Below are 21,775 nucleotides of genomic sequence, written 5' to 3' on the forward strand. Positions count from 1 at the left end.
CCGGATGCCACGCACCCGGCGTAAGCCGAGGCCACGGGACGGGCCGCCCTCCATTCCTGTCGCCCGAGTGGCTACGGACGCACGGAACCTCCCGCTCCGGGAACCGTCCGCCGCGCCGCCGTCGCCACCGGACGGTCGGCGCGCGCCGGTTCGTCGGCCATCGTCGACCTGCCGAGATAGGTGAGCGGTCCGGGGTCCTCGACGGGGAGCTCGTGGAAGCCGAGCCGGTCGTAGAACGCCCGGGCGGCCTTGTTGGCCGTGACCATGCCCAGGTGGACGGCCGGCACCCCGCGGTCGCGCAGGGCGGTCAGGAAGGTGTTCATCAACGCCCTCCCGTGGCCGCGCCGTTGAAATTCCGGCAGCAGATCGATGTGCAAGTGCGCGGGAAAGTCAGCGAGTTCGGGCAGGAGCATGCGCTCGGGGCGGTGCAGCAGTCCGACCATCTCCTCACTGGGTGAGCGGGGCGGTGCCGTCGGCGCGGGATAGCGCCCCGCGACGCGCGGGATCCAGGTGTCGCGGAACCGCGTGACGAACTCCGCGGTGTCCCCGGTGCCGACGACATAGCCGACCGCCCGGCCGCTCCCGTCGTCCAGGACGAAGGCCAGTCCGGGTTCCAGATGGCAGTAGGGCGCGGCGAAGAGCGTCGGCATCAGCTCCTCGTCGGGATACCGGGCACGTGAATCGCCTCCCTCGTCCGCGGTGCTCACACACACGTCGGCGACGGCGGCCCGGTCGGCGGGCCGGTAGGCGCGAATGATCGGCAATGGGTCCATGAGCGGCATCCTGACGCCTTGGGAGCGCTCCCACAAGATGTCGGGCACGGCCCTTCTCCGACGGGAGCCGCCGGATGCCGTCCTGTCAGGAACCGGGCGGCGGGGAACCTCTGCCGGGTCAGGCCGCCGTCCGTCACCGTTTCAGCGGTGCGACCCGACCGTGTTCCCGTGTCCGCCCGATCGCGCGGAGCGCGCTCCGCGGACGGTGAGGCGGCGGGGATCCGGGCACCCCCGCGTGCATGCTGGAGCCCCTGATCATGATGCGGAAGCGGGGAAACGTGGCAGCGTGAGGACAGTGAAACCGCCTGACCGGAAGGGGATCCTGGACCGGTTCGCGGCATCCGACCCCGGCCTGTTGCGCCTGATGGCCGGACTGCGGACCGTGGGCGCCATCGCCCTCACCCTCGCCGTCCTCGGCCTGCTGGGAGTCGCCGTCGACCACCTGGTGACGGGCGCGACGGCCGCGATGGTCGCCACGTTCGCCGTCAAGGAGAAGCAACGCCGGGACCAGGCCGTCACGCTGGCCATCGGCCTGCCCGTGGCGATCACGGCGATGTCGTTGGCCGCGCTGCTGAGCGACAACCTCGTCGCGGGCGACCTGTGCTTCATCGCGCTCATCTTCGGCGCGGTCTACAGCCGCCGGTACGGTGACCGCGGCACGGCGCTCGGGCTGATCGGGTTCCAGCTCTACTTCATGTCCCTGTTCGTCGGAGTCACTCCCTCCGCCCTTCCCGGACTGTGCGCCATCCTGGTGGTCGCCTTCGCCTGCAGCGCGGTGGTGCGCTTCTGTGTGGTCGTCGAGACGCCCGAGCGGGTCCTCCGACGTCTGCGCAAGGCGTTCCGGGCTCGGGTCGCCCAGTTGGTGTCCGCCCAGATCGACCTGCTCGACGCCGACCCCGACGGGGTCGAGAAGCCCCTGGCCGACGTACGGCTGCACACCGCGCGGCTGCACGGGAGCGCGATGATGATCCAGAACCGGCTGGACGAGGGCACCAGCGACAGCAGGGCCGCGTCGCTGCTCCAACGACGGATCGCCGATGCCGAGATCGCCGCCGAGCGGCTGAGCATCCTGATCCTCACCGCGCGCAGCGCCGAGCGCGCCGACACGCTCGCCCTGCACCTGCCGCACGCGCCGTTGCCCGCGCCCGGCGACGAGCTCCGGGCGCGGGACGACATCATCACGATGCTGCGCCGGGACCTCGACGCGCTGCGGCTGCTGGTCGCCCGGCCGAGTTCCGGCGAGCAGGGCACGGGGGTCGCGCAGTTGCGCAACCGGCTGCTCGGCTACCGGGACGAGGAGAACCTGCCCCGCGCACCGGTGGCCGTGCAGGACGTCTTCCGTGGCATCGGGGAGGCGGCCCGCTCCGTCCTCGGGCTGCGGCTGGCGCTCGACGGGCCCGAGGACGAGTCCGACGACTCCCCCGAGACGACCCGCTCCCGCGAGGAACTCGACGCGGAGGACGTCGCCATCGCCGAGGAGGAGGAGAACGACCAGTCGGACCCCCGAGGGCTGGAACGGCCCACGACCAGGGCGGCGGTACAGGTCTCGGTGGGGTCGACGCTGGCCATAGTCGGCGGGGAGCTGCTCTCCCCGCAGCGGTGGTACTGGGCCGTGCTGACCTGCTGGGTCGTCTTCCTGAACACCTCGTCGACCGGGGAGATCCTGGTCAAGGGCTATCGCCGGCTGCTGGGCACGGTCCTCGGCGTCATCGCGGGTGTCGTCCTGGCGGGTGTGGTCGGCGACCACACCTGGACCGCGTTCGCGCTGGTGCTGGTGTTCATCTTCGCCATGTACTTCACCGCCCCGCTGTCGTATGTCCTGATGTCCTTCTTCGTCACGGCGATGCTGGGCCTGCTGTACACCGTGCTCAACACCTACAGCACGGCGGTGCTCGTCCTGCGGATCGAGGAGACCGCCCTCGGCGCGGCCTGCGGGATGGTCGCCGCCGCCCTGGTCCTCCCGGTGCCCACCGACCACCGCACGGACGAGCTGCTCGCCACCGTGCTCGTCCGGCTCGGGGAGGTCAGCGGCGCCGCGGTGGAGCAGCTGAGCGGCGGGATCGCCCTCGACCTCCTGGACAAGGCCCGGGATCTGGACATCGCGCTGGACGAACTGAGGTCGTCGACCAAACCGCTGACCCATCCGATCACGCCCTGGCGGGCCCGTCGGCGGACCGCGCGCTATGTCGTGGCCCTGCTGGAGACGTGTGCCTATCACGCGCGGTCGCTGGCCGCGACGGCGGAACTCCTGCCGTACAGCAGGACGGTCGGCGCGGATCCCCGGCTCAAGCTGGCGGGGCGCCGGATCAGCCACAACATCGAGGTCCTCGTCGCGCGGGTCGAGGAGGACGCCGGCGACGGCGTCGCGGAGACCGGTGCGAGCCTGGCCTCCATGCTGGAGTCGCGGACGCCGGACTCGCCACGCCACGACCGCGTCACGGGCCGGGTCCTGCGGCACTTGCAGCGGCTGGACGAAGGAGTGATCGGTCTGGCCCGCCCGTTGGGGGTACGGGTCGCCGCGTCCGGCGGCACTGCGTCGCAGAGCGTGGCGCCCGGAGCTTGAGCCGTGCGAACCGCCGGAACCCGGGGGCTTCGGGCCGCACTTCAGGAGTGGTCGCGCGTCACTCGTCACCGACCGCGGGGGCCGTGGGCACCGGCTTCGTGGAGAGGACCTCGCGGGCCTGCTCCGCGGCGCGGGCGAGGCTCTCGCTGACGAAGTCGAGGAAGCGGGCGATGTTCTCCATACGGACGGCGGCCGGGGTGCCGGGGCCGAGGACGCCGACGCCCTGCCGGGCGATCTCGACCTGCTCGGTGAGGGAACGGACGCTGGCGAGCATCGTCTGGTACCAGAGGTCGTCGTCGACGACGTAGCGCTCGCGGCGGCGCTCGTCGCGTTCCCTGCGGACGAGGGTCTGACTCTCCAGGAAGGCGATCGACTTGGAGATGGTCGCCGGGCTGACCTGGAGGCGCTGGACGAGTTCGGACGCCGTCAGGCTGCCGGCATCGGTGGTGAGGAGGCAGACCATCACCCGCGACATCATCCTGGGCAGACCCGCCTGCATCATGACGGCGGTGAACAGCTCCTCGTACTCCCGGACTGCCTCGGGATCGCGTCCGTGCGGCTGGGGAACCGGTTCCGGGCCCTGGGGCGAGGCGGGCCCGCGCCGGTGGGCGCGCCGTTCCGTGGCGCGATGGGCCGACTCCGCCCGATAGCCGGCGGGGCCGCCGTTCCGCATGACCTCGCGCGTGATCGTCGAGGTCGGGCGTTCCAGGCCTCGGGCGATCTCCGCGTAGGCGAGGCCGTCGGCCAGCCCCAGCGCGATCCGCTGCCGCTCCTGCTGAGTGAGCCTGCCTCCCGGCATCACGGTCTCCTTCGCGTTCCGTGGGGCCGCGAGCATAGCGTTCACGTTCAGTCCATTGCAACAAACCTGCCCTTCGTCGTTGCATTGCACTCAGAGCCATTGCAACACTTGCACGCAACTGGCCTGCGATTAAAGGGATTTCGCGCAACAAGCCTGTTGCTAGACCTTCGAACGCAACGTAGCTTTTCCGTTGTCAGAAACAACGACTCGCAAGGAGAGCACGATGCAGAAGTTCGACACCACCGCCCCGATCACCGCCGTCGTCCGCATCCCCGCCGGGCGCCTCCAGTGCATCGCCGCCGACCGGACCGACACCACGGTCGAGATCCTGCCGGCGGACGCCTCGAAGAGCCGCGACGTGAAGGCGGCGGAGCAGACCACGGTCGAATTCGCCGACGGCGTCCTGCGGATCGAGGCCCCGTCGAAGAACCAGCTCCTCGGCCCGTCCGGATCCGTCGAGGTGACGGTCAAACTGCCCTCCGGTTCCCGGGTCGAGGCGAAGACCGCCGGCACCGAGTTCCGGGCGGTCGGCCGCCTCGGTGACGTCGCCTTCGACGGCGCGTACCGCCAGATCAAGATCGACGAGGCGGCGGGCGTCCAGCTCACCGCGGTCGACGGCGACGTCGAGATCGGCCGGCTGGGCGGCCCCGCGGAGATCAGCACCGCGAGGGGCGACATCCGGATCTCCGAGGCCGTGCGCGGCACGGTCGTGCTCCGCACCCAGGCCGGCGACATCTCGGTCGGCGCCGCGGTCGGCGTCTCGGCCACCCTGGACGCCGGAACCGACCTCGGCCGCGTCACCAACTCCCTCAAGAACGACGGCACCCCCGGACTCGAGATCCGCGCCACGACCTCCCTCGGCGACATCACGGCCCGCAGCCTCTGAAGGAACAGGAACAGATGCGGGACCGAGGCCGGCGTCCGGGACCTCGGCCTCGGCCGAGGTCCGAGGTCCCGCCGGGCCACTGAGCGCGCCCCTCCGCACGGCGAGGGGGCGCGCTCAGCCCACGTTCCGCTCAGCCCACGTTCCGCTCAGCCCACGTTCCGCTCGGTCCGCGTTCGGCTCGGTCCGCGCCTTCCGCTCAGCCGACGTTCCAGAGGAACCGGTGCGTGTGGATCCCGAAGTAGGGGAACGACTGCACCTGCCGGACGCCTTCGATCGGACGTACGACGTCGTTGACGAAGTCCAGCAGGTCCCGCGGGCCGGGGCAGACGACCTCGGCGAACAGGTCGAAGCCGCCCGAGGTCAGCACCGAGTAGACGACCTCGGCGCGTTCGGCCAGCGCGTCGGCGACCACCCGCGGATCGCCGTCCACGCCGATGCCGAGCAACGCCATCGCCTGCCCGCCCATGCCCATCGGGTCGGTGACTCCGACCACCTGGACCGCCTGCGAGTCGAGCAGTCGCTGCAGGCGCTGGCGGGCCGCGGACGCGGACAGCCCGACCCTGGGACCGAGTTCGGCATAGGCGATACGGCCGTCGATCTGCAGTTCACGCAGGATGGCCCGGTCGATCTCGTCCACGCTGTTCCTCTCCGGCTGACGCGGTCCCAGATTATCGGTGCCGTTCAGCCGTTCAGCCGACGAGTTCGGCCAGGGCGGCGGCGAAGACGTCGGTGTGCCGGTCCACGTCCGCCTCGGTCGTCGCCGGGCACATGAGCGCCATGTTGTGGAACGGGGTCAGCAGGATGCCCCGGTTCGCGAGGTACAGGTGGAGGAAGTCCTCCAGCTCGGTGTCGGCCGCCGCGGCCGATTCCGTTCCGGTGCGCGGGGCGGGATCGGCGAACCGGTATTCCGTACGGGCTCCGAGCCGGCTCACCGACCACGGCAGCCCCCATGCGTCGATGCCCGCCCGCACCCCGGTCTCGAAGCGTTCGGAGAGCTTCGCCATCGCGTCGAAGGCGGCGTCGGTGAGGACGTGTTCCAGGGTGGCGCGCGTCGCCGCCGTGGAGAGGGCGTTCCCGGCGAGGGTGCCGCCGACGCCTCCCATGTCGACCAGGTCCAGATCGGCGCGGCCGAGCAGCTGGTCGGCGAGTTCGGCCGAGAGCCCGTACGCCCCGGCCGGGATGCCTCCGCCGATCGCCTTGCCGATGGTGAGCATGTCCGGCTCCAGGCTCCACGCGGCGGTGCAGCCGCCGGGGCCGGCGGAGAAGGTGTGCGTCTCGTCGTTGATGAGCAGGGTTCCGTACTGACGCGTCAGGGTGCGGACGCCCTCCAGGTAGCCCGGCTCGGGCAGCACGATGCCGATGTTGGTGAGCGCGGGCTCCATGAGGACGGCGGCGACGTCTCCGTGCGCGAGTTCGCGCTCCAGCTGCGCCAGGTCGTTGAACTCGGCCACGCGGCTGGTGAGGGTGACGTCGCAGGGGGCACCGACGTTCCCGGGACGGGCGGTGCCGTGTCCGTCCGGGCCGACCACGATCAGCGACTCGTCGACGCTGCCGTGGTAGCTGTAGCTGTTCACCAGGATCTTCGGGCGTCCGGTGACCGCCCGCGCCAGCCGGATGGACCAGCGGTTGGCGTCGGTCGCGGTGAGGGAGAAGCTCCAGCGCGCGAGCCCGAAGCGGCGGGTCAGTTCGGCTCCGACCCACTCCGCGTCCTCGGTGGGGAGCATCGCGGTCGCGCCGCCGCTCTCGGCGAAGCGGGTCCGCACCGCCGCGGCCACGACCTCGGGCGAGTGACCCGCCATCGCACCCGTGTCGCCCAGGCAGAAGTCGATGTACTCGTGCCCGTCGATGTCGGTGACCCGGGCACCACGGGCGGTGTCGAGATAGCGGGGGAAGGCCCCCGCGGTCTTGTTCATCCAGGTCATCGGGACCCTGCCGAACAAGTGGTCGGCCCTCTCGTACGCGGCTCTGGACCGCGGGTTGCGGCCCTCGGCCTCGGCACTCTCACGGGCCAGGAGCTGCTGCAGGCGCGTGCGGTCCATCGCGGACTCCTCGGTCGGTAAACGGATTCGGTCATCGTACGAACGAATTCGCAGTTTGAACAAGACAGAGCGATCGATTCAGTTGTCGCCACAGCTGATTCCACCGCATGGACGCGTGATGCGACGACGCCACCTCACCGGTCCGAACCCGTGTCAGATGCATCACAACCGGTCGGAATGAGTCGACAAGCGATCTCCTTCGTATCTGTGGATCAGCGCGGAGTCGCCACACGAACCAGCGCGCGGTCGCCCGGGCGCGACCGGCGACAAGGAACATCGAGGGAGCAGGGCATGGCGGGAACCACGGAGGCGTCGACGGACGCGGGACGGAGCCGGACCGAGGTCGTCGCGTCGGGCGAAGGGGCCGTGTTCGTGGACGAGAGCGGGCGGCGGCGCTCCTGGGTCCGGGGCATGGGCTGGCTCGTGACGGTCTCGTGCGTCTGTTTCGCCACGGCTCTGACGGCCCTGGTCAGCGGAGGCGACGCGGCCGCGCCCTGGCTGTCCCTGCCGGACCGGGCGCACAAGGCGCACGGTGGCTCCTCGGCGGTCGGTCCCGCGCCGGGTGCCGACCGGCCGGCCCCGCGCACCCCCTCCCCGTCGCCCACGACGGGGGCGGCCGCCTCGACGGACCCGCGCGAGCTGCCCGACGGACGAGCGGAGTTCCCGACGGACGAACCCGCCGCCGGTCGAAGCGTCGGCGCCACGGGAGCAGGGGACGGGAAGCGGCCGCGGCACCGCGACGAGCCCTCGTCCCCCGCGCCCGCTCCCTCGGCGAGCGGCCGGGCCGGGGCGACGCCCTCGCACACCACGCCCGCCGCCCCGGCGGGTGAGGCCTCCGGGACACCGTCCGCCACACCGAGCGTGACGGCCGGGGAGACGCCGGAGCCGACCGCTCCGGACCCGAGTGACGGGGCGACCGCAGGAGCGCTGTCGGCGCGCGTCCCGATCGCGCTCCTGCCCGTCCCCGCCTGACGCGACGCGGCCTGCCCGTCTCGGCCCGGCGCGCGGGACCGGTCCCGGGACCCGTCCCGATACCTGCCGGGCACGGGCCCGGGTCCGTTCGTGGCGGACGCCTCACTCGGTTCTGAAGGGATGGGGACCCCGTATCCCGGGACAGCTCCCGCGATGGACAGGTCCTAGTAGACGAGGAAGCGGAATCGCCCGCCGCGGAAGATGTAGCCGGCGTAGAGGCCCGCGGCCGCTGCCACGGCCGATCCCAGCAGGAACGCCCCGAACTCCCCGTCGGAGAGGCGGGCCAGGGCGACGTACCCGCTGACGACGGCCACCACGGTCCAGAATCCGCCGTACAGGGTGCGGGACAGGATCTCGCGCCCCCCGAGCGGCGGCGCGGAGGACGGCATCGCCGGACGAGTCCCCGGGGGGAACGTCGGCGGAGCCGACGGCCGCGGTGGGACGGCCGTGGCCGGATAGCCCAACTGCGCGTAGAGGTCGGGCTTCGGACGGTGTTTCGTGCGGCGTCCGCACCCGACGCACCGCAGACCCGGCTGATGCCGGTGACGCTGGGCGCACCCCGGATCCAGACAGGTCAGTTGGCCGGGCCGCGCCTCCGCGAACCCGTCGACCGGTTGTTCCACGTTCCCTCCCCTGGTCACGGCCGCCGGAGCGTACGGCCGTCATGGGCAGAGGGCTTCGCGCCGGGCCGCGATGCGTGAAGTCTCCTCACGGGAGATCCCCACCGCAGCGCATGACGGGGAAGGAACGTGAAACGACCGAGCCGGAGCGAACGTGACGGTTCTCCTGCCGGGAGTCGCCCGGCGGGTGTTCGCACCACCGGTCCCGCGCGCGAGCCGGTTACCGGGAGTCCTCCGGAGCCCAGACCCGGCCCGCGTAGTCCAGGAAGTTCGTTCCGAGGATCTTCTCGATGCGGCCGGAGGAGTATCCGCGCTGCTCCAGGAGACGCACCAGTTCCCGGAACTGGTCCACCCCGCGCAGGTCGAGGACGAACGGAAACGTGTCGTCACGCTCCCCCGCCGCCCCGACTCCGGCCTCGCGCCGCAGGGCCACGTGCTCGGCGAGATGCGCGCGGTAGGCGTCCAGGTCGTCGATGGACGTCACGGTTCCGTCGGTGCCGATGCCGACGTGGTCCTCGCCGCACACGTTGACCGCGTGGACGATGTGCTCGACGACGTCCGCGGCCGTCGCGTGCCCCGACAGGTTCAGGAAGGGCATGAAGTAGATGCCCACGAAGCCACCGCGCGAGGCCACCAGGCGCAGTTCCTCGTCCGTCTTGTTGCGGGGGAGGTCGGCCAGTGCCCGGCATCCCGTGTGGTTGATCGAGACCGGGCGCCGGGCCGTCCTCGCGGCGTCCAGGCAGGTGCGCTCCCCGCTGTGCGAGAGGTCGACCATGAGGTGGTGCTCGTCGAGGGCCTCCACGACGCTCCGGCCGAAGTCGGTCAGTCCCCCGTTGGCGGGCGCCATCGAGCCGTCGCCGATGTGGTTGGCCTGGTTGTACGTGAGCTGGACGACCCGCACGCCCAGGTCGGCGAAGGTCCCGACGCGTCCGATGTCGTCACCGACGGCGACGGCGTTCTGGAAGCCGTAGACGACCCCGATCCGGCCCTCCCGCCTGGCCCGGTGGATGTCGGCGACCGTGCGGACCTTGAGGAGGTCGGCCGCGTTGTCCCGGATGATCCCGTCCCAGACCTCGATCTCGTGCAGCGTGTGCTCGTACGGATCCAGGTCGCCCATCGTGTAGCCGAGCGTGATGTTGACGGCGGTCAGGCCCGAGGCGTGGGCGTCGGCCAGGGTGCGGGCGTCGATGGTCATCTGCTCGCTGGTGGGGTTGAGCTGCGCCGCGGCCTCCGCCGACTGCGGGGCGTTCGGATTGTCGAGCTGCCCGAGCGCGTTGACGATCAGGGGGAGGGCGGTCATCGGGTCTCCTCGGCGGGGCGGGTCGGGGCGGCCTCCGCGGCCTCGGGGGTCGGGACGCGTCCGGGCCGTTCGGCGCCGGGGGCGGTCAGGTCGTAGTCCCGGCGCTCGAAGCGGCGGCCGCGCTTGACGGTGAGCGTGACGCTGCGCAGCCGCTCGATGTCCCGCAGCGGGTCCTCCTCCAGGACGACGAAGTTGGCGAGCTTGCCCGCCTCGACGCTTCCCATGACGTCCTCGGCACCGGCGCTCCGGGCGCCGATCAGCGTGGCCGAGCGCAGCGCCTGTTCGGGGGACATCCCGCAGCGGCGCACGAGGAAGGACAGTTCCTCGAACAGGGCGGGGAAGGGGGCCTCCGGGTCGGTCTCGTAGTCCGTGCCGGTCGCGATGTCCACGCCGGCCCGGTGCGCCTGGGCGGTGAGCGCCGCGGAGAGTCCGGTGTTGGCCTCCGCCCGCGCCGCGTCCTCGGGACCCTCGCCCGCCAGTGCCTCGCTCGCCCACATGCTCGCGGTCGCGTCGAGAACCGTGCCCCGCCGCCGCATCAGGGCGAAGAGTTCCTCGATCCGCGGGTCGTCCCCGGCGTCGAAGCGCTCGTACGCGACCGGCGGCTTGTTCTTGTAGGTCGTGAGGGGTGCGTCCGTGCCCTCGAAGGCGAGCAGGGTGACGTGCGAGACGCTGTCCGCGCCGGCCGCCACGATCTGGCCGGGCGTGGCCGGGAAGACGGTGGCGTGCGCCCAGACGGGGATGCCCTGGCGGTGCGCCTCCGCGGTGATCGCGGCGACGGTGGTGTGGTCGAGGTCCGCGTACACCTTGATCGCGGCGGCGTGGGTTCCGCGCGCCATCGCGACGGCCAGGCGCAGGTCCGTGTCCTCGGTGATCGCCTGCATCCACGGCACGGCGCCCGGGGTCTCGCCCCGGGACACCTGATGGGTGCGCGGATCGTCGAAGAAGCCGGGGCCGGCCATCAGCGCGGCGTAGCGGATGTCGGGGCCGGGGATCTCGCCGACGAGCGTGGCCCGCGCCAGATCGCCCACCTGGCGCAGGTCGTCGGCCATGTCCCGGATGGCGGTGACCCCGCTGTAGAGGAGCCGGCGCAGCACCGCCTCGGCGACGGGCCGGTCGGGCGGCGTGGCGATGTGCTGGTGGGCGTCGATCAGACCGGGGACGACGAAGCGGCCGTCGAGATCGAAGACCTGGGCGCCCTCGGGCAGCTCCCGGGCGATGACGGCGTCGTCCCCGACGGCGCGGATCACCGGTCCGTCGGTCACGACCGACGTGGAGCGCCGGGCCGGCCGTCCGGTCCCGTCGAACAGGGTCGCGCCGCGGTACACGGCGACGGTTCCCTTCACCGTCGGCGCGTGCGGGGCCGGTGCGCCCGAAGCCTCGTCCGTCATCTTCACCTCAGTCGTAGCTCTGCCTGATGCTGTTGTTACGCTGTACGTAACAGACGTATCGTCTCTTGAAACATGCGCTACCGTACGCTCGCATCTCGCGACGACACAAGGAGGGTCCGGAAGTGCCCGCAGCACCGCGTACCGCCGTGGACAAGGCCCTGGACCTGGTCGAGGCCGTCGCCCGCGCGCCCCGGCCGCCGCGCCTGACCGACCTGGCCGAGGAGGTCGGACTGCACCGTGCGACCGCCTACCGGGTTCTCGTCGAACTGGTCCGGCGCGGCTGGGTCCTGCGGGCCGGTGACCGCTACCTGCCCGGCACTGCGGTCCTGCGGCTGTCGTCCTCGGCGGCCAGGAACTCCCTCGGGGCGCTCGCCCGGCCGGTTCTCGAGGCGCTGTCCGAGCGCACCGGCATGATGGTGAACCTTCAGGTGCCGGAGGCCGACCGCTCCCGCGTGATCGACGCCGTGCGCCCTGACCGGCTGGCGATGATCAGCCGTCTGACCGGCGAGACCCTGCCCGTCCACCGGTTCGCCGGGCCGCTCGCCCTCGTCGCCGCGCTCGCCCCGGCCGACCGGCTCCCCTACCTGCGCGCCGCGGAGGAGAGCGGGCACCCGCTGACCGGACCCGACGGGCTGCTGGCCGACGTCGAGCGCGCCGAGCGGTCCGGATTCGCGGTCGAGTACGGGCGCAACGAACAGCCGGTCGCCTCGCTCGCCCGCGCCGTCGTCACGCGTGAGGGCACGCCCGTCTGCGCCCTCACCCTGGTCGGTCTCGGCGCGGAGTTCGACGAGGCACGGCTTCCCGTCCTGCGGGAACGGCTGCGCGAGGCGACGGACGAGCTGGCCCGGATCCTCTCCGGCCCGGCGGCGCCCGGGACGCCGGAACCGGCCGCGCCCGACTCCACGCCCCTCACCCCCTCCCCGTCCACCTCCACCGAAGGCCCGGCATGAGCGAGATCCTCTTCCTCGACGGGTCGCGGACCCGTGCCGCGCTCGATCCGCACCGTCTCCTGGACGCCGTCGCGACGGCCCTGGTGGCCATCGGCCGTGACGAGGTCTCCGCGCCGCCGCGGATCGCGGCCCACGCTCCCGGCGGCCTCCTCGGCGCCATGCCCGGCCACGTCCCCGGTCTCGGGCTCGCCGCCAAGCTCGTCTCGGTGTTCGCCGACCCGAAGCAGGCCGGGCGCAGCAGTCACCGGGGCGTCGTCGCGCTCTTCGACGCGGCGGACGGGCGCCCGCTGGCCCTGATGGACGCCGAGCCCCTCACCGAGGTGCGCACCGCGGCGGCCGCCACGCTGAGCGCCCGGGCGCTGGCGCGTCCGGACTCCGCCACGGTCGCCGTCGTCGGAACCGGCGCCCAGGCGCGGGCCCAGATCGCGCTGCTCGCGGTCCTGGATCCCGGGACCCCCGTCCTCGTCGCGGGGCGCGATCCGGAGCGCGCCAAGAGCGCCGCCGCGCTCCACCCAACGGGCCGGGCCGCACACGGCGTCGAGGACGCGGTGCGCGGGGCCGGCACCGTGTTCTGCTGCACCGGCGCCGAGCGTCCGGTGATCCGTCGCGCCTGGCTCGCTCCCGGCACCCACCTCAGCTCGGTGGGCGGCTCCCACGGGCCGGAGCTGGACGCCGACACCATCCGGGACGCCACCCTCTTCACGGAATGGCCGGGTGCCGCCACGACCCGACCGCCCTCCGGCGCCCATGAGTTGCAGGACCTCCCGCCCGAGCGGTCCGTGACGCTCCTCGGACGGGTTCTGAGCGGCGACCACCCCGGACGGCGCGACGACGACGAACTCACCCTCTTCAAGTCCACCGGGCACGCCGCCCTGGACGTCGCGGCCGCCCACGTCGCCCACGCCGTCGCCCGGGAGAGGGACTGGGGCACCCGGATCGCCCTGTGAGCGGGGCCGCGATCCGGCGGCGACCTCGTGAGCTGTGGACTTTCCCCCGAGGGTTCGGCCATGCTGAAGGGAGCTTCCGCCCGGACGCGCACGGTCTCGGAGCCGACGGACGAGAACCGCGTCCCCGGGGCCCCGCGACGGCGAATCCACCGGGGGGTGGCACCCGGTGCGGCGAGGACCGGTCGAAAGACCTCGCCGGTTCCCGGCAGGTCGGGCCCGCCCGGAACCCGACGCGGAGGGAGGCCGGCGCCACCATGAGGCTGACGGCACCGGACGGTTTCGATGTGCGGGAACGACTGGGCAGCGCGTTGTTCGCTCGGGTCGCGGGCCCGGACGGGCCGAAGAACCGCGCGCGCATCCACGGCACGCCAGGGCCCCGCTGGTTCGGCCCGGACCGCCCCGTCCGCAGGGTGCACGGGGACGCGTCGATGTTCATCGGCGGGCTCTCCGCACTCCTGCTCCAGTCGCTCCACCCCCTCGCCATGGCCGCCGTGTCGGCCCACTCCGGCTTCCGCGGGGACCCGTGGGGAAGGCTCCAGCGCACGAGCACCTTCCTCGCGGTGACGACGTACGGGACGGCGGAGAGCGCCCAGGAGGCCTGTGAGCGGGTACGGGCGGTCCATGAGCGGGTGCGCGGGGTGACGTCGGACGGAACGGCGTATCACGCGGCGGATCCGCATCTCCTCGGCTGGGTCCATGTCGCGGAGATCGACAGTTTCCTGCACGCCCATCAGCGGTACGGCGCGCGTCCGCTGTCCGACGCCGACTGCGACGCGTACGTGGCGGACACGGCCCGCGTCGCCACCGCGCTCGGCGTGCCGGACCCGCCGACCGACCGTGCCGGGCTCAGGGAGCGGCTGACCGCGTACCGCAGCGAGACGCGGTCGACTCCGGAGGCCCGCGAGGCTGCGCGGTTCCTCCTGCTGAACCCGCCGGTGCCGTTCGTCGCCCGCCTGCCGTACGGGGTGCTCGCCGCGAACGCCGTGTCCCTGCTGCCCGACTGGGCCGCGGCCGAACTGGGTCTGCCCCGGCCGCAGTTGGTGGACAGCGTGTGTGTACGTCCGCTCGGCCGCGCGTTCACCTCGGCCGTGCGCTGGGCGCTGGCGCCCTCGCGCGCGCGAACCGGCGCGCCGATCGCGTGACCGGGACCGTCCGCCGGAACGCGCCCGCGCTCCCCTCCCCGGGTCCGCGCCGAGATCCCCTCGCCCGAGTGCAGCCGCTTCCCGTACGCCTCGGTCGGCGGCGACACGGGGAACGGCGTCCGAACGGGTGACGTCAGCGCCGAAGGACGCGCGGGAGGCCACCCCGGCGGCGGTCCGGCGCCGAGCACCCGGTCGGCGACAGCACCTCGGGGGAAGCCGCAGGGAAGGACGGCACGGAAGAAAGCGGCACGGGAGGAACGTGGCGGGACGGCGTCGTGAGGACGGACCCGTCCACCCGCATCCGCCGGGCGCGCTCGTGCCGAAGCAGCAGTGAGCCCGACGGACCGGACGGTCCCGGACGGCTCCGGAATCGAGGCGAGTACCCGTCATGAACTGCCGCCGCCGTACGCCGGGCCCGGCCACCCGTGCCCCGGTCGCCCTCGCCGACGGTCCCACGTCCACCGTCTCCCCGGGGGCCGCCCCGTGGAGGTGACGGACCGGCCCGAGGCGGTGCCCGCCGACGTCGGGGTGACCACCGGCTTCCTGGCACGGAAGCTCGGGGTGTCGCCCACGACCCTGCGCTCCTGGGACCGGCGCTACGGGCTCGGGCCCGCGGTGCGCGAGGACGGCCACCATCGCCGGTGGTCCCCCGACGACGTCGCGATGGTCCAGGACATGTGCCGGCTGACCGCCGCCGGGCTGCCTCCCGCCGAGGCCGCCCGCGTCGCGAAGGACGCGGCCCGCGGCCCCGGTGGTGCGGCGTCCCCCCTCGCCGTCCGGACCCGGCACGGCCTCCGGACGGCGGAGCGGACGCCGACGGCCCCGCACCCGCTGACGCCGGAGTCGCGTCCGGACGGCACCGGACCACCACCGGGTGATGTGCGCCAGGACTGCCGGGGGCTGGCGCACGCCGCCGTCCGCCTGGACGCCCCGGCCGTGCAGGAACTCCTGACGGCCGCGGTGCGGACCTACGGCCTGCCCAGGGCGTGGGAGGACGTCATGGTGCCCGCCCTGCGGGCGGTGGGCCGCAAGTGGGAGTCCTCGGGCGACCGTTACGTCGAGGTCGAGCACCTCCTGTCCTGGCACGTGACCGCCACGCTGCGGCATGTCTCCGTGTCCGCGGCGGGACGCGGACACGACGCCGGCGCGGCGCCCGTGCTGCTGGCCTGTCTGCCGGACGAGATGCACACCCTGCCCCTCGAGGCACTCCACGCCGTGCTGGCCGAACGGGGGGTGCCCGTCCTGACGCTGGGTGGCGCCGTTCCGTCCGAAGCGCTCGAGACGGCGGTACGGCGCGTCGGCCCTTCGGCGGTGGTCCTGTGGTCGCAGTCGTGGTCCACCGCGAACCTTCCGCTCGCCCGCCACATCGCCTCGACGCGCTGGGGAGTACGGGGGGCGCGAACCCGGAGCCGGGTCCTGCTGGGCGGCCCCGGCTGGGCCGGCCGCTCGGGACCGGGCCTGCTCCGTCCGCACGATCTGGGCGAAGCGCTCCGCATGATCACCGCGCCGCCGGAGCAGCCCGGCGCCCCGCCCGTCGGGTGACGCGCGCACGCCGACGCGAGGGTGGGCGCGGACGTCCGTCCGCGCCCGCTTCCCCGTCGTCTACGACCGCAGGAAGGCGGCCAGTCCCTCCAGCAGCCGGTCGACGTCACTCTCGTCGTTGTACGGCGAGAGACCGACGCGCAGGCCTCCGGTGTCACCGAGACCGAGGTGCCGGGACGCCTCCAGCGCGTAGAACGATCCGGCGGGCGCGTGCACCCCTCGGTCCACCAGGAACGGATACGCGTCGGCCGCCTCCCGGTGATCGAACGTCAGCAGCAGGGTGGGCGTGCGCTCGGCCGCCCGGGAGCGGACGGTGACGCCGGGCAGCTCCGCCAGCCCGGCCTCCAGCCGCTCCCGCAGTGCTCCCTCGTGCTGTTCGATCGCCGCGAACGCGGACCGCAGACGGTCCCTGCGCCCGCCCGTCGTGACGGTGGCGAGCTCCGCGAGGACGTCGATCGCGGCGGTGGTGCCCGCGAGCAACTCGTAGGGCAGCGTTCCCCGTTCGAAGCGCTCGGGGACCACGTCGGTGGACGGCAGCAGCTTGTCCGGGCGCAGCCGCTCCAGCAGTTCCGGGGAAGCGGTCAGGACACCGTGGTGCGGGCCGAGGAACTTGTAGGGCGAGCACACGAACAGGTCGGCACCGAGCCGCGCGACATCCACGAAGGCGTGGGCCGCGTAGTGCACGCCGTCCACGTGGAGCAGGGCCCGCGAGTGTTGCCTGACCAGACGGGAGATCTCGGGGAGGTCGGGAACCGTCCCGATCAGGTTCGAGGCGGCGGTGACCGCGACCAGCCGGGTGCGCTCGGTCAGCAGGCCGCCCACCGCCTCGGCCGGCAGCTCACCCGTCACCGGATCGAAGTCCGCCCAGCGCACCAGGGCACCGGCGCGTTCCGCCGCCTGGAGCCAGGGGCGGATGTTCGCGTCGTGGTCGAGCCGGCTGACGACCACCTCGTCACCCGGGGCCCAGTCCTTCGCGAGCGCGTCCGCGAAGTCGTACGTGAGCTGGGTGGCACTGCGTCCGAAGACGACCCCGGAGGGGTCGCCGCCCACCAGGTCCGCCATGGCCCGACGGAACCCCTGGACGAATCCCTCCGCGTTCTTCTCGCCCGGTGTCAGGCGCCCGCGGATCGACAGCGGTCCGGTGAGCGCGTCGGCGATCGCCGAGGCGACCCGGGCCGGGGTCTGTGTTCCGCCCGGGCCGTCGAACAACGCGAATCCGGACCGCAGGGCGGGGATCTGGGCGCGCAGCGCGCCGACGTCGTACGGCACTCGGACTCCTCACGGGTGGTGTCATGTTCCGCTCCCCGGCCTGCCGGGACGGGGCGGGCGAGCGCGGCGGCCCGCGGTCGGGCGGCACACGCTCTCCGGTGATCATGGCAGGGCACCCGTCCCGCCGGGAAGGCGGGTCACGGCGTTCCGGGCGCCCGTTCAGGCAGGGCCGGGGCACGGCGGATGGGTTCCGGGACGGCGGGACCCCGGTTCCCGACCCGCTGCCCGGTGCGCCGGTTCACTCCCGGCGGGCGCGATCTCGAAAGGTTCGCCGGGTTCACCCGGACGGTGTCGCGATGAACGCTTCACGGCCTGGGGCCGACACCGGAGGTTCCGGTGTCGGCCCCAGGCCGTGAAGCGTGACGTGCGGAGGAAGGACCCGCCCCGTCAGGCGTGGCGGTGCGACCGGCGGTTGCCCGTCAGCACCCGGTACAGGATCAGCAGGATCAGCGAGCCGGCGATGGCGGCGATCCAGGTCGACAGTTCGAAGAAGCCGTCGATCGAATCGACGCCGAAGACGACCTTGCCCAGCCACCCGCCGAGCAGACCCCCCGCGACACCGATCAGCATGGTGATGATGAGCCCGCCCGGGTCCTTGCCCGGCAGGAGCAGCTTGGCGATGGCACCGGCAAGCAACCCGATCAGAATCCAAGCGATGATTCCCACAGTTCCTCCACCGTTCGTACAGGATGTGATGTCCTCTGTCCGTGTGCACGGTTCCGGCCGGAACAAACCTTCGACAGTCATTCCGTTGCGCGTTTCCTCGCGGTCGCGGCCGCGCTCAGTTCGGCCGTGAACTGCGCGCCGGCCAGCAGCGCGAGGTTGGACAGCCACAGCCACACGAGGAAGACGACGAGGCCGGCGAGAGAGCCGTAGAGCCTGCTGTAGGCGCCGAGGACGGAGGCGTACAGGGCGAATCCGGCGGAGACGGCCAGCCAGAGGAACGCCGCCAGGACGCCGCCGGGCAGGCTGTGCCGGCGTCGGCGGGCGGGCGGCGGACCGGTGTGGAACACGATGAGGACCAGCAGGGCCGCCAGGCACATCAGCAGGGGCCAGCGCAGCAGGTTCCACGCCACGCCCACCGTGCCGTCCACCCCGAGGACACCGCCGACGGCCTCGGCCACGGGGCCGGTCAGCAACAGGACGAGTGCGCTCACGACGAGCAGCCCGAGCAGCGCCAGGGCGGTCAGCACCAGGCGGGGCGCGGTCCGCCAGGCCGAGCGGCGGTCCGTCACGTCGTGCATGCGGTGCAGGGCCCGGCGGAACACCGCGAGGTAGCTCGAGGCCGACCACAGCGCGCTCGCCGCACCGGTGATCAGAAGGGTCCAGGCGGCGGACCGTCGCCGCAGCATCTCCCCCAGCGCCTGGTGCAGTTCGGCCCCCGACTGGGCCGGCGCGTAGGCCGTGACGTGCGCGATGAACTGCTCCGCGGTGTCCGGACCGATCAGGCCGAACGCGATGACCATGACCAGCAGGGCCGGCAGCACCGCCAGGATCGCGTAGTACGTCAGGGCGGCAGCCCAGTCGGACACGTCGTCGTTCCACATCGACACAGGGGTGCGGCGCAGGGCCGGCCACCAGAGGCCGGGGGCCCGTGGCCGGTACCGGCGCGGCCCCACCACGCGGACCGTGTCCACGGCGCCGTTCGGCCCGGATTCAGCGGACATGACCCGCCCGTCGCCGGCGACCACGTGTCCGTGCCCGGCCTCCGGCTCCGTACGGAGCGGCCTCGTCCCGTACGTCCGCGGCCATGGTGACGTCTGTTCCGCTCATCCCTCGCCTCTCACCACCGGTCCGACGGCGTCCTCGGTCCCGGTCGGTCCGTACCGACCGGGATTCTCCTTCAACGGGCGCGTCCCCGTACGCAGCCTCGCCGTCGTACCGGTCGGGGGCCCGAAGGGCCGGAGCCGACGGGCACCGTGCCGGAATCGTGGGGGCCGCCGTGGCACGAGCGGTGTCACGGGTCGTGCTCCGTTGCCGGGTTCGGGCAGCGGTGCCGGACGCGTTCCGGTCAGGGGGACGGCCGCGTCCGCCGACGGCTCACGCGGGCCCTCTCGGCGGGAGGCCTTGGTAGTAGCTCCCGACCGTGGACAGGTACGCGGGGTCGAGGGTCTCGCGGTCGGTCTTGAACGCGGGCGCCGATTTGATCTCCTCGCGGGTGCACTCCACGGTGATCTTCTGCGACTCCGGGTCGATGCGGGCGACGACGCCCACGGGGACGAGGACGCTTTTCCCGAACACCCACACGCCGGTGTCGACGACCAGGTGCCGCATACCGGAATGGTCCGCCTGCCGGTCGACGTGGCCTATGGTCCCGTCGGTCGCCTCGACGCTGTAGCCGGCCAGGTCGTGCCCCTCGGGGTGGTCGAACTCCGGTGCGTACGACCAGATTCCGTGGACCGTCATGTCATCCTCCGTCAGCTTGCCTGTTCTCCCCGTCGGCAACTCGCCCGTGCCGGGGAGGTGACAGGAAGCGTTGTCCCCGGGGCGAGATCCGCCACCGTGCCGCGTCAGGGCTGCAGATACCCCGCCATCCGGCGCCCACTCGGGGGAACTGCCCCGAGAAGCGGACCTGTTGGTACCGCACTCCCCCGGACACGGCCGGGCGAGTGCGCGATCGGGCCCCGGCCCGGTCGTCAGCGTCGACGGCTCCGGGTCGCCCAGCCCCCGCCGACTCCGGAGAGATGCAGGGCGAGCAGGGCCAGGCCTATGAGCATGACGTTGGTCGAGGTGAACACATCGTTCGTCGAGATGTCGGCGGCGTTGATCAGGAACGCGATGAACAGCAGTACGGCGGCGGCGATGCCGAGCATGAGGTCTCCCTTGTGGATGGCGGAATGCCGAAACGATGGGATCCGAATGCCCCGAGAAGGCGGCCCGACACCATCCCGCGTGACGAGACCGCCTTCGCCCTGTCCTCGCCCCGCGTCCGCCCGCGCACGAGGGGCACCGGCCCGGGCCGCCCACCCGGGCGGACGCCCCTCGCCGGCCACCGCGCCAAGCCCTGCCGTCACCTTCCCGCCTGCCCCGGGACGCCACGCACGCTCCCCCGAGCTCTGCGAGCAGGGGGCACCCCACTCGCCGCACCGGGCGAAAGCCCGAGCGCGTCCGGTACGAGGGGCTCCGCCCGGCACTCCCCCAGCCTTCGGCCGGGGGGACCCCCAGAGCACGCACCCGACGCCGCGGGGCCGCCCTCCGGGCGACGACGGGAAGGTGACCACAGGCCCTAGGAACCGACCCCGGCCGGAACCCGTACGCCCTGACGTGCCGACGCGTCCTCCACCGGACCGTTCGCCACCCAGACGTCCCCGCGGTCCTCGGCCAGTCCGAGCTCGGCCAGGCCCTTCAGGTGCCCGAGCACGGTGGACCGCTGGAAGCCGACGGCCGCGATGAGTTCGGCGACCCCGGCTCCGCCCGAACCGGCTTCCGTCAGCCCCTGCCAGGTGCGCACGGCGTGGCGGCTCAGACCGCTCTCGTTCACCCTCCGGGAGACCAGTCCGACCTCGTCCCCGTTCGCGTTCTGCCCGGGGATCGGGGACTCGGCCCGTGGCACCCGGGTGTCACCGGTGCTCGCCTGCTCCTGCGCGGACCGCGGTGATCTCCTCGGTCCGACCGGACGCGGCGTCATGTTCACCTTGCGGTGCCTACGGCTCTTGCGGTGTCGGCTCATCGATTCCTCATCTCCGCCTCGACGATGCTCACAGCAGGAGAACGAGCGGACGGCGACAAGGTAGTTCAGCCGTTCGAAGGATAGGCGGGCGCCGTCATCCGGAGGGCGAGCCCTGCCCGGGCCGCTCCGCGAGCACCCGCTGAACACCGCACACCGACCCCGGCCCCGACCCCGACGTGCGTACCGGGCCTGACCTCGCGGTCGTGGGGTAGACGGGCCTGCGGGTGGACGGGCCCGCGGGAAGACCGTCTCGTCACCCACTTCCTCGACCCGGCTCCGGAAGGATTTTCATGCCACGACTGATCGAGCGCCTCAAGTACTTCGCCAGGAGCCCTCAGGGGCAGCGCGCCGCCGGGGTGATACGGCGCGCGGCGGCGGACCCGCGTCGTCGCGCACAGGCGCGACGACTGCTCGGCAGGCTGCGCGGACGTCGCTGACCCCCGCGCCCGTGCCGGTCCGTGCCACGGTGTCGCCCCCGGCCCGCCGTGTTCTCGCACACAGATCCAGGCGCTCCCGGCCGGGTCGGCCGACGGATCTTCCGGCCATCATTGAGCTCTCGCCACCTGGGCGCGGCCGTCGGCGGACCTTCCGCCGTCGCCCGCCCCGATGGCCGGCAGCTCGTCGAAAGCGAAAAGAAAATGGCCAACACCCCGTCCCCATGGGTCTGTTCTCCCGCCGGAACTCCGTCATGACGGCGGCCCGCGTCCCCGGACTGATCCTGCCCCTCTTCTTCCTGTGCGCCTTCGTCGCGGGTCTGATCTGGTACTGGCGACATCGTGGGGAGTAGGCGGGACTCCAGAACGCCTCCTGTTCCTTCACCGCGGGCATGAAGGGGGGGGGGCCCCCCCCCCCGGGGGGGCCCCCCCCCCCACCCCCCGCCCGCGGGGACAAGAGAGGTCCCCCCCCCCCGCCCCG

Annotated in this window: 22 protein-coding genes; 9 read left to right on the plus strand and 13 right to left on the minus strand. The window is 72.8% G+C overall.

The genetic code is table 11. From position 1 onward, the window contains the following. Positions 1-71: 71 nt before the first annotated feature. Complete coding sequence (locus ACFYW7_RS25680; protein ID WP_389506271.1) at positions 72-773, minus strand: GNAT family N-acetyltransferase; 702 nt, start codon at positions 771-773, stop codon at positions 72-74. Positions 774-1,137: 364 nt separating this feature from the next. On the opposite strand from ACFYW7_RS25680, the gene ACFYW7_RS25685 reads away from it, so the two are divergent. Then, complete coding sequence (locus ACFYW7_RS25685; protein ID WP_389506465.1) at positions 1,138-3,336, plus strand: FUSC family protein; 2,199 nt, start codon at positions 1,138-1,140, stop codon at positions 3,334-3,336. A gap of 58 nt (positions 3,337-3,394) precedes the next feature. Here ACFYW7_RS25685 and ACFYW7_RS25690 read toward each other — a convergent pair whose 3' ends face one another. Further along, complete coding sequence (locus tag ACFYW7_RS25690) at positions 3,395-4,135, minus strand: helix-turn-helix domain-containing protein (RefSeq protein WP_389506467.1); 741 nt, start codon at positions 4,133-4,135, stop codon at positions 3,395-3,397. Between the two features lie 223 nt (positions 4,136-4,358). On the opposite strand from ACFYW7_RS25690, the gene ACFYW7_RS25695 reads away from it, so the two are divergent. Next, complete coding sequence (locus ACFYW7_RS25695) at positions 4,359-5,021, plus strand: DUF4097 family beta strand repeat-containing protein (RefSeq protein ID WP_389506273.1); 663 nt, start codon at positions 4,359-4,361, stop codon at positions 5,019-5,021. A 196-nt stretch (positions 5,022-5,217) separates the two neighbouring features. Here the strand turns inward: ACFYW7_RS25695 and ACFYW7_RS25700 are convergent, their stop codons facing one another. Both ACFYW7_RS25700 and ACFYW7_RS25705 read right to left on the minus strand, forming a co-directional pair. Next, positions 5,218-5,658, minus strand: coding sequence for an Lrp/AsnC family transcriptional regulator (locus ACFYW7_RS25700; RefSeq protein ID WP_389506275.1), 441 nt, complete (start codon positions 5,656-5,658; stop codon positions 5,218-5,220). A 52-nt stretch (positions 5,659-5,710) separates the two neighbouring features. Then, positions 5,711-7,060, minus strand: a complete 1,350-nt coding sequence (locus ACFYW7_RS25705) for a transaminase (RefSeq protein WP_389506277.1) — start codon at positions 7,058-7,060, stop codon at positions 5,711-5,713. A 291-nt stretch (positions 7,061-7,351) separates the two neighbouring features. Between ACFYW7_RS25705 and ACFYW7_RS25710 the strand changes: the two genes are divergently transcribed. After that, on the plus strand, positions 7,352-8,032 hold the full coding sequence (locus ACFYW7_RS25710) for a hypothetical protein (RefSeq protein WP_389506279.1): 681 nt from the start codon (positions 7,352-7,354) through the stop codon (positions 8,030-8,032). Between the two features lie 164 nt (positions 8,033-8,196). Here the strand turns inward: ACFYW7_RS25710 and ACFYW7_RS25715 are convergent, their stop codons facing one another. The 3 genes from ACFYW7_RS25715 to ACFYW7_RS25725 all read right to left on the minus strand — a co-directional run bounded on the left by ACFYW7_RS25715 (position 8,197) and on the right by ACFYW7_RS25725 (position 11,340). Next, positions 8,197-8,421 (minus strand): hypothetical protein, encoded by a 225-nt coding sequence (locus tag ACFYW7_RS25715; protein ID WP_389506281.1) that lies wholly within the window; start codon positions 8,419-8,421, stop codon positions 8,197-8,199. Between the two features lie 451 nt (positions 8,422-8,872). After that, a complete protein-coding gene (locus ACFYW7_RS25720; RefSeq protein ID WP_389506283.1) occupies positions 8,873-9,952 on the minus strand; it encodes a dipeptidase in 1,080 nt (359 codons plus the stop codon). Beyond that, positions 9,949-11,340, minus strand: coding sequence for an amidohydrolase family protein (locus ACFYW7_RS25725; RefSeq protein ID WP_389506285.1), 1,392 nt, complete (start codon positions 11,338-11,340; stop codon positions 9,949-9,951). Before ACFYW7_RS25725 ends, ACFYW7_RS25720 begins: the two co-directional genes overlap by 4 nt. Positions 11,341-11,462: 122 nt before the next feature. On the opposite strand from ACFYW7_RS25725, the gene ACFYW7_RS25730 reads away from it, so the two are divergent. From ACFYW7_RS25730 to ACFYW7_RS25745, 4 genes are all read left to right on the plus strand, one after another. Continuing rightward, positions 11,463-12,290 (plus strand): IclR family transcriptional regulator, encoded by an 828-nt coding sequence (locus ACFYW7_RS25730; RefSeq protein WP_389506287.1) that lies wholly within the window; start codon positions 11,463-11,465, stop codon positions 12,288-12,290. Next, a complete protein-coding gene (locus ACFYW7_RS25735) occupies positions 12,287-13,237 on the plus strand; it encodes an ornithine cyclodeaminase family protein (protein WP_389506289.1) in 951 nt (316 codons plus the stop codon). The genes ACFYW7_RS25730 and ACFYW7_RS25735 overlap by 4 nt, the downstream gene beginning before the upstream one ends. A gap of 254 nt (positions 13,238-13,491) precedes the next feature. Continuing rightward, positions 13,492-14,379, plus strand: a complete 888-nt coding sequence (locus tag ACFYW7_RS25740; protein WP_389506291.1) for an oxygenase MpaB family protein — start codon at positions 13,492-13,494, stop codon at positions 14,377-14,379. A 489-nt stretch (positions 14,380-14,868) separates the two neighbouring features. Continuing rightward, positions 14,869-15,921 carry a MerR family transcriptional regulator gene (locus ACFYW7_RS25745; protein WP_389506469.1) on the plus strand — a complete coding sequence of 351 codons (1,053 nt, stop codon included), beginning with the start codon at positions 14,869-14,871 and terminating at the stop codon, positions 15,919-15,921. 60 nt (positions 15,922-15,981) lie between these two features. Here the strand turns inward: ACFYW7_RS25745 and ACFYW7_RS25750 are convergent, their stop codons facing one another. The 6 genes from ACFYW7_RS25750 to ACFYW7_RS25775 all read right to left on the minus strand — a co-directional run bounded on the left by ACFYW7_RS25750 (position 15,982) and on the right by ACFYW7_RS25775 (position 20,860). Continuing rightward, positions 15,982-17,190 carry a cysteine desulfurase-like protein gene (locus ACFYW7_RS25750; RefSeq protein ID WP_389506292.1) on the minus strand — a complete coding sequence of 403 codons (1,209 nt, stop codon included), beginning with the start codon at positions 17,188-17,190 and terminating at the stop codon, positions 15,982-15,984. Between the two features lie 387 nt (positions 17,191-17,577). Further along, positions 17,578-17,856: a GlsB/YeaQ/YmgE family stress response membrane protein gene (locus tag ACFYW7_RS25755; RefSeq protein WP_389506294.1), complete on the minus strand. Its 279-nt coding sequence runs from the start codon at positions 17,854-17,856 to the stop codon at positions 17,578-17,580. 77 nt (positions 17,857-17,933) lie between these two features. Beyond that, positions 17,934-18,857: a YihY/virulence factor BrkB family protein gene (locus ACFYW7_RS25760; RefSeq protein WP_389506296.1), complete on the minus strand. Its 924-nt coding sequence runs from the start codon at positions 18,855-18,857 to the stop codon at positions 17,934-17,936. A gap of 373 nt (positions 18,858-19,230) precedes the next feature. Further along, on the minus strand, positions 19,231-19,596 hold the full coding sequence (locus ACFYW7_RS25765; protein WP_389506298.1) for a PRC-barrel domain-containing protein: 366 nt from the start codon (positions 19,594-19,596) through the stop codon (positions 19,231-19,233). A gap of 230 nt (positions 19,597-19,826) precedes the next feature. Continuing rightward, a complete protein-coding gene (locus tag ACFYW7_RS25770; protein WP_266754985.1) occupies positions 19,827-20,003 on the minus strand; it encodes a hypothetical protein in 177 nt (58 codons plus the stop codon). A 413-nt stretch (positions 20,004-20,416) separates the two neighbouring features. Then, positions 20,417-20,860, minus strand: a complete 444-nt coding sequence (locus ACFYW7_RS25775; protein WP_389506301.1) for a hypothetical protein — start codon at positions 20,858-20,860, stop codon at positions 20,417-20,419. A gap of 290 nt (positions 20,861-21,150) precedes the next feature. Here ACFYW7_RS25775 and ACFYW7_RS25780 point away from each other — a divergent pair, with 290 nt between their 5' ends. Beyond that, complete coding sequence (locus tag ACFYW7_RS25780; RefSeq protein WP_389506303.1) at positions 21,151-21,297, plus strand: hypothetical protein; 147 nt, start codon at positions 21,151-21,153, stop codon at positions 21,295-21,297. A 221-nt stretch (positions 21,298-21,518) separates the two neighbouring features. Further along, positions 21,519-21,647, plus strand: coding sequence for a hypothetical protein (locus ACFYW7_RS25785; RefSeq protein ID WP_389506305.1), 129 nt, complete (start codon positions 21,519-21,521; stop codon positions 21,645-21,647). Positions 21,648-21,775: the final 128 nt, after the last annotated feature.

It is taken from the genome of Streptomyces sp. NPDC002580, from assembly GCF_042889485.1.
Taxonomy (GTDB): Bacteria; Actinomycetota; Actinomycetes; order Streptomycetales; family Streptomycetaceae; genus Streptomyces.

What these genes read in the sequence shown, in the direction of transcription:
- ACFYW7_RS25680 (WP_389506271.1), bottom strand. Translation starts at nt 773, where the DNA reads ATGGACCCATTGCCGATCATTCGCGCCTACCGGCCCGCCGACCGGGCC.
- ACFYW7_RS25685 (WP_389506465.1), top strand. Translation starts at nt 1,138, where the DNA reads ATGGCCGGACTGCGGACCGTGGGCGCCATCGCCCTCACCCTCGCCGTC.
- ACFYW7_RS25690 (WP_389506467.1), bottom strand. Translation starts at nt 4,135, where the DNA reads ATGCCGGGAGGCAGGCTCACTCAGCAGGAGCGGCAGCGGATCGCGCTG.
- ACFYW7_RS25695 (WP_389506273.1), top strand. Translation starts at nt 4,359, where the DNA reads ATGCAGAAGTTCGACACCACCGCCCCGATCACCGCCGTCGTCCGCATC.
- ACFYW7_RS25705 (WP_389506277.1), bottom strand. Translation starts at nt 7,060, where the DNA reads ATGGACCGCACGCGCCTGCAGCAGCTCCTGGCCCGTGAGAGTGCCGAG.
- ACFYW7_RS25710 (WP_389506279.1), top strand. Translation starts at nt 7,352, where the DNA reads ATGGCGGGAACCACGGAGGCGTCGACGGACGCGGGACGGAGCCGGACC.
- ACFYW7_RS25715 (WP_389506281.1), bottom strand. Translation starts at nt 8,421, where the DNA reads ATGCCGTCCTCCGCGCCGCCGCTCGGGGGGCGCGAGATCCTGTCCCGC.
- ACFYW7_RS25720 (WP_389506283.1), bottom strand. Translation starts at nt 9,952, where the DNA reads ATGACCGCCCTCCCCCTGATCGTCAACGCGCTCGGGCAGCTCGACAAT.
- ACFYW7_RS25725 (WP_389506285.1), bottom strand. Translation starts at nt 11,340, where the DNA reads ATGACGGACGAGGCTTCGGGCGCACCGGCCCCGCACGCGCCGACGGTG.
- ACFYW7_RS25735 (WP_389506289.1), top strand. Translation starts at nt 12,287, where the DNA reads ATGAGCGAGATCCTCTTCCTCGACGGGTCGCGGACCCGTGCCGCGCTC.
- ACFYW7_RS25740 (WP_389506291.1), top strand. Translation starts at nt 13,492, where the DNA reads ATGAGGCTGACGGCACCGGACGGTTTCGATGTGCGGGAACGACTGGGC.
- ACFYW7_RS25760 (WP_389506296.1), bottom strand. Translation starts at nt 18,857, where the DNA reads ATGTCCGCTGAATCCGGGCCGAACGGCGCCGTGGACACGGTCCGCGTG.
- ACFYW7_RS25765 (WP_389506298.1), bottom strand. Translation starts at nt 19,596, where the DNA reads ATGACGGTCCACGGAATCTGGTCGTACGCACCGGAGTTCGACCACCCC.
- ACFYW7_RS25770 (WP_266754985.1), bottom strand. Translation starts at nt 20,003, where the DNA reads ATGCTCGGCATCGCCGCCGCCGTACTGCTGTTCATCGCGTTCCTGATC.
- ACFYW7_RS25775 (WP_389506301.1), bottom strand. Translation starts at nt 20,860, where the DNA reads ATGAGCCGACACCGCAAGAGCCGTAGGCACCGCAAGGTGAACATGACG.
- ACFYW7_RS25780 (WP_389506303.1), top strand. Translation starts at nt 21,151, where the DNA reads ATGCCACGACTGATCGAGCGCCTCAAGTACTTCGCCAGGAGCCCTCAG.
- ACFYW7_RS25785 (WP_389506305.1), top strand. Translation starts at nt 21,519, where the DNA reads ATGGGTCTGTTCTCCCGCCGGAACTCCGTCATGACGGCGGCCCGCGTC.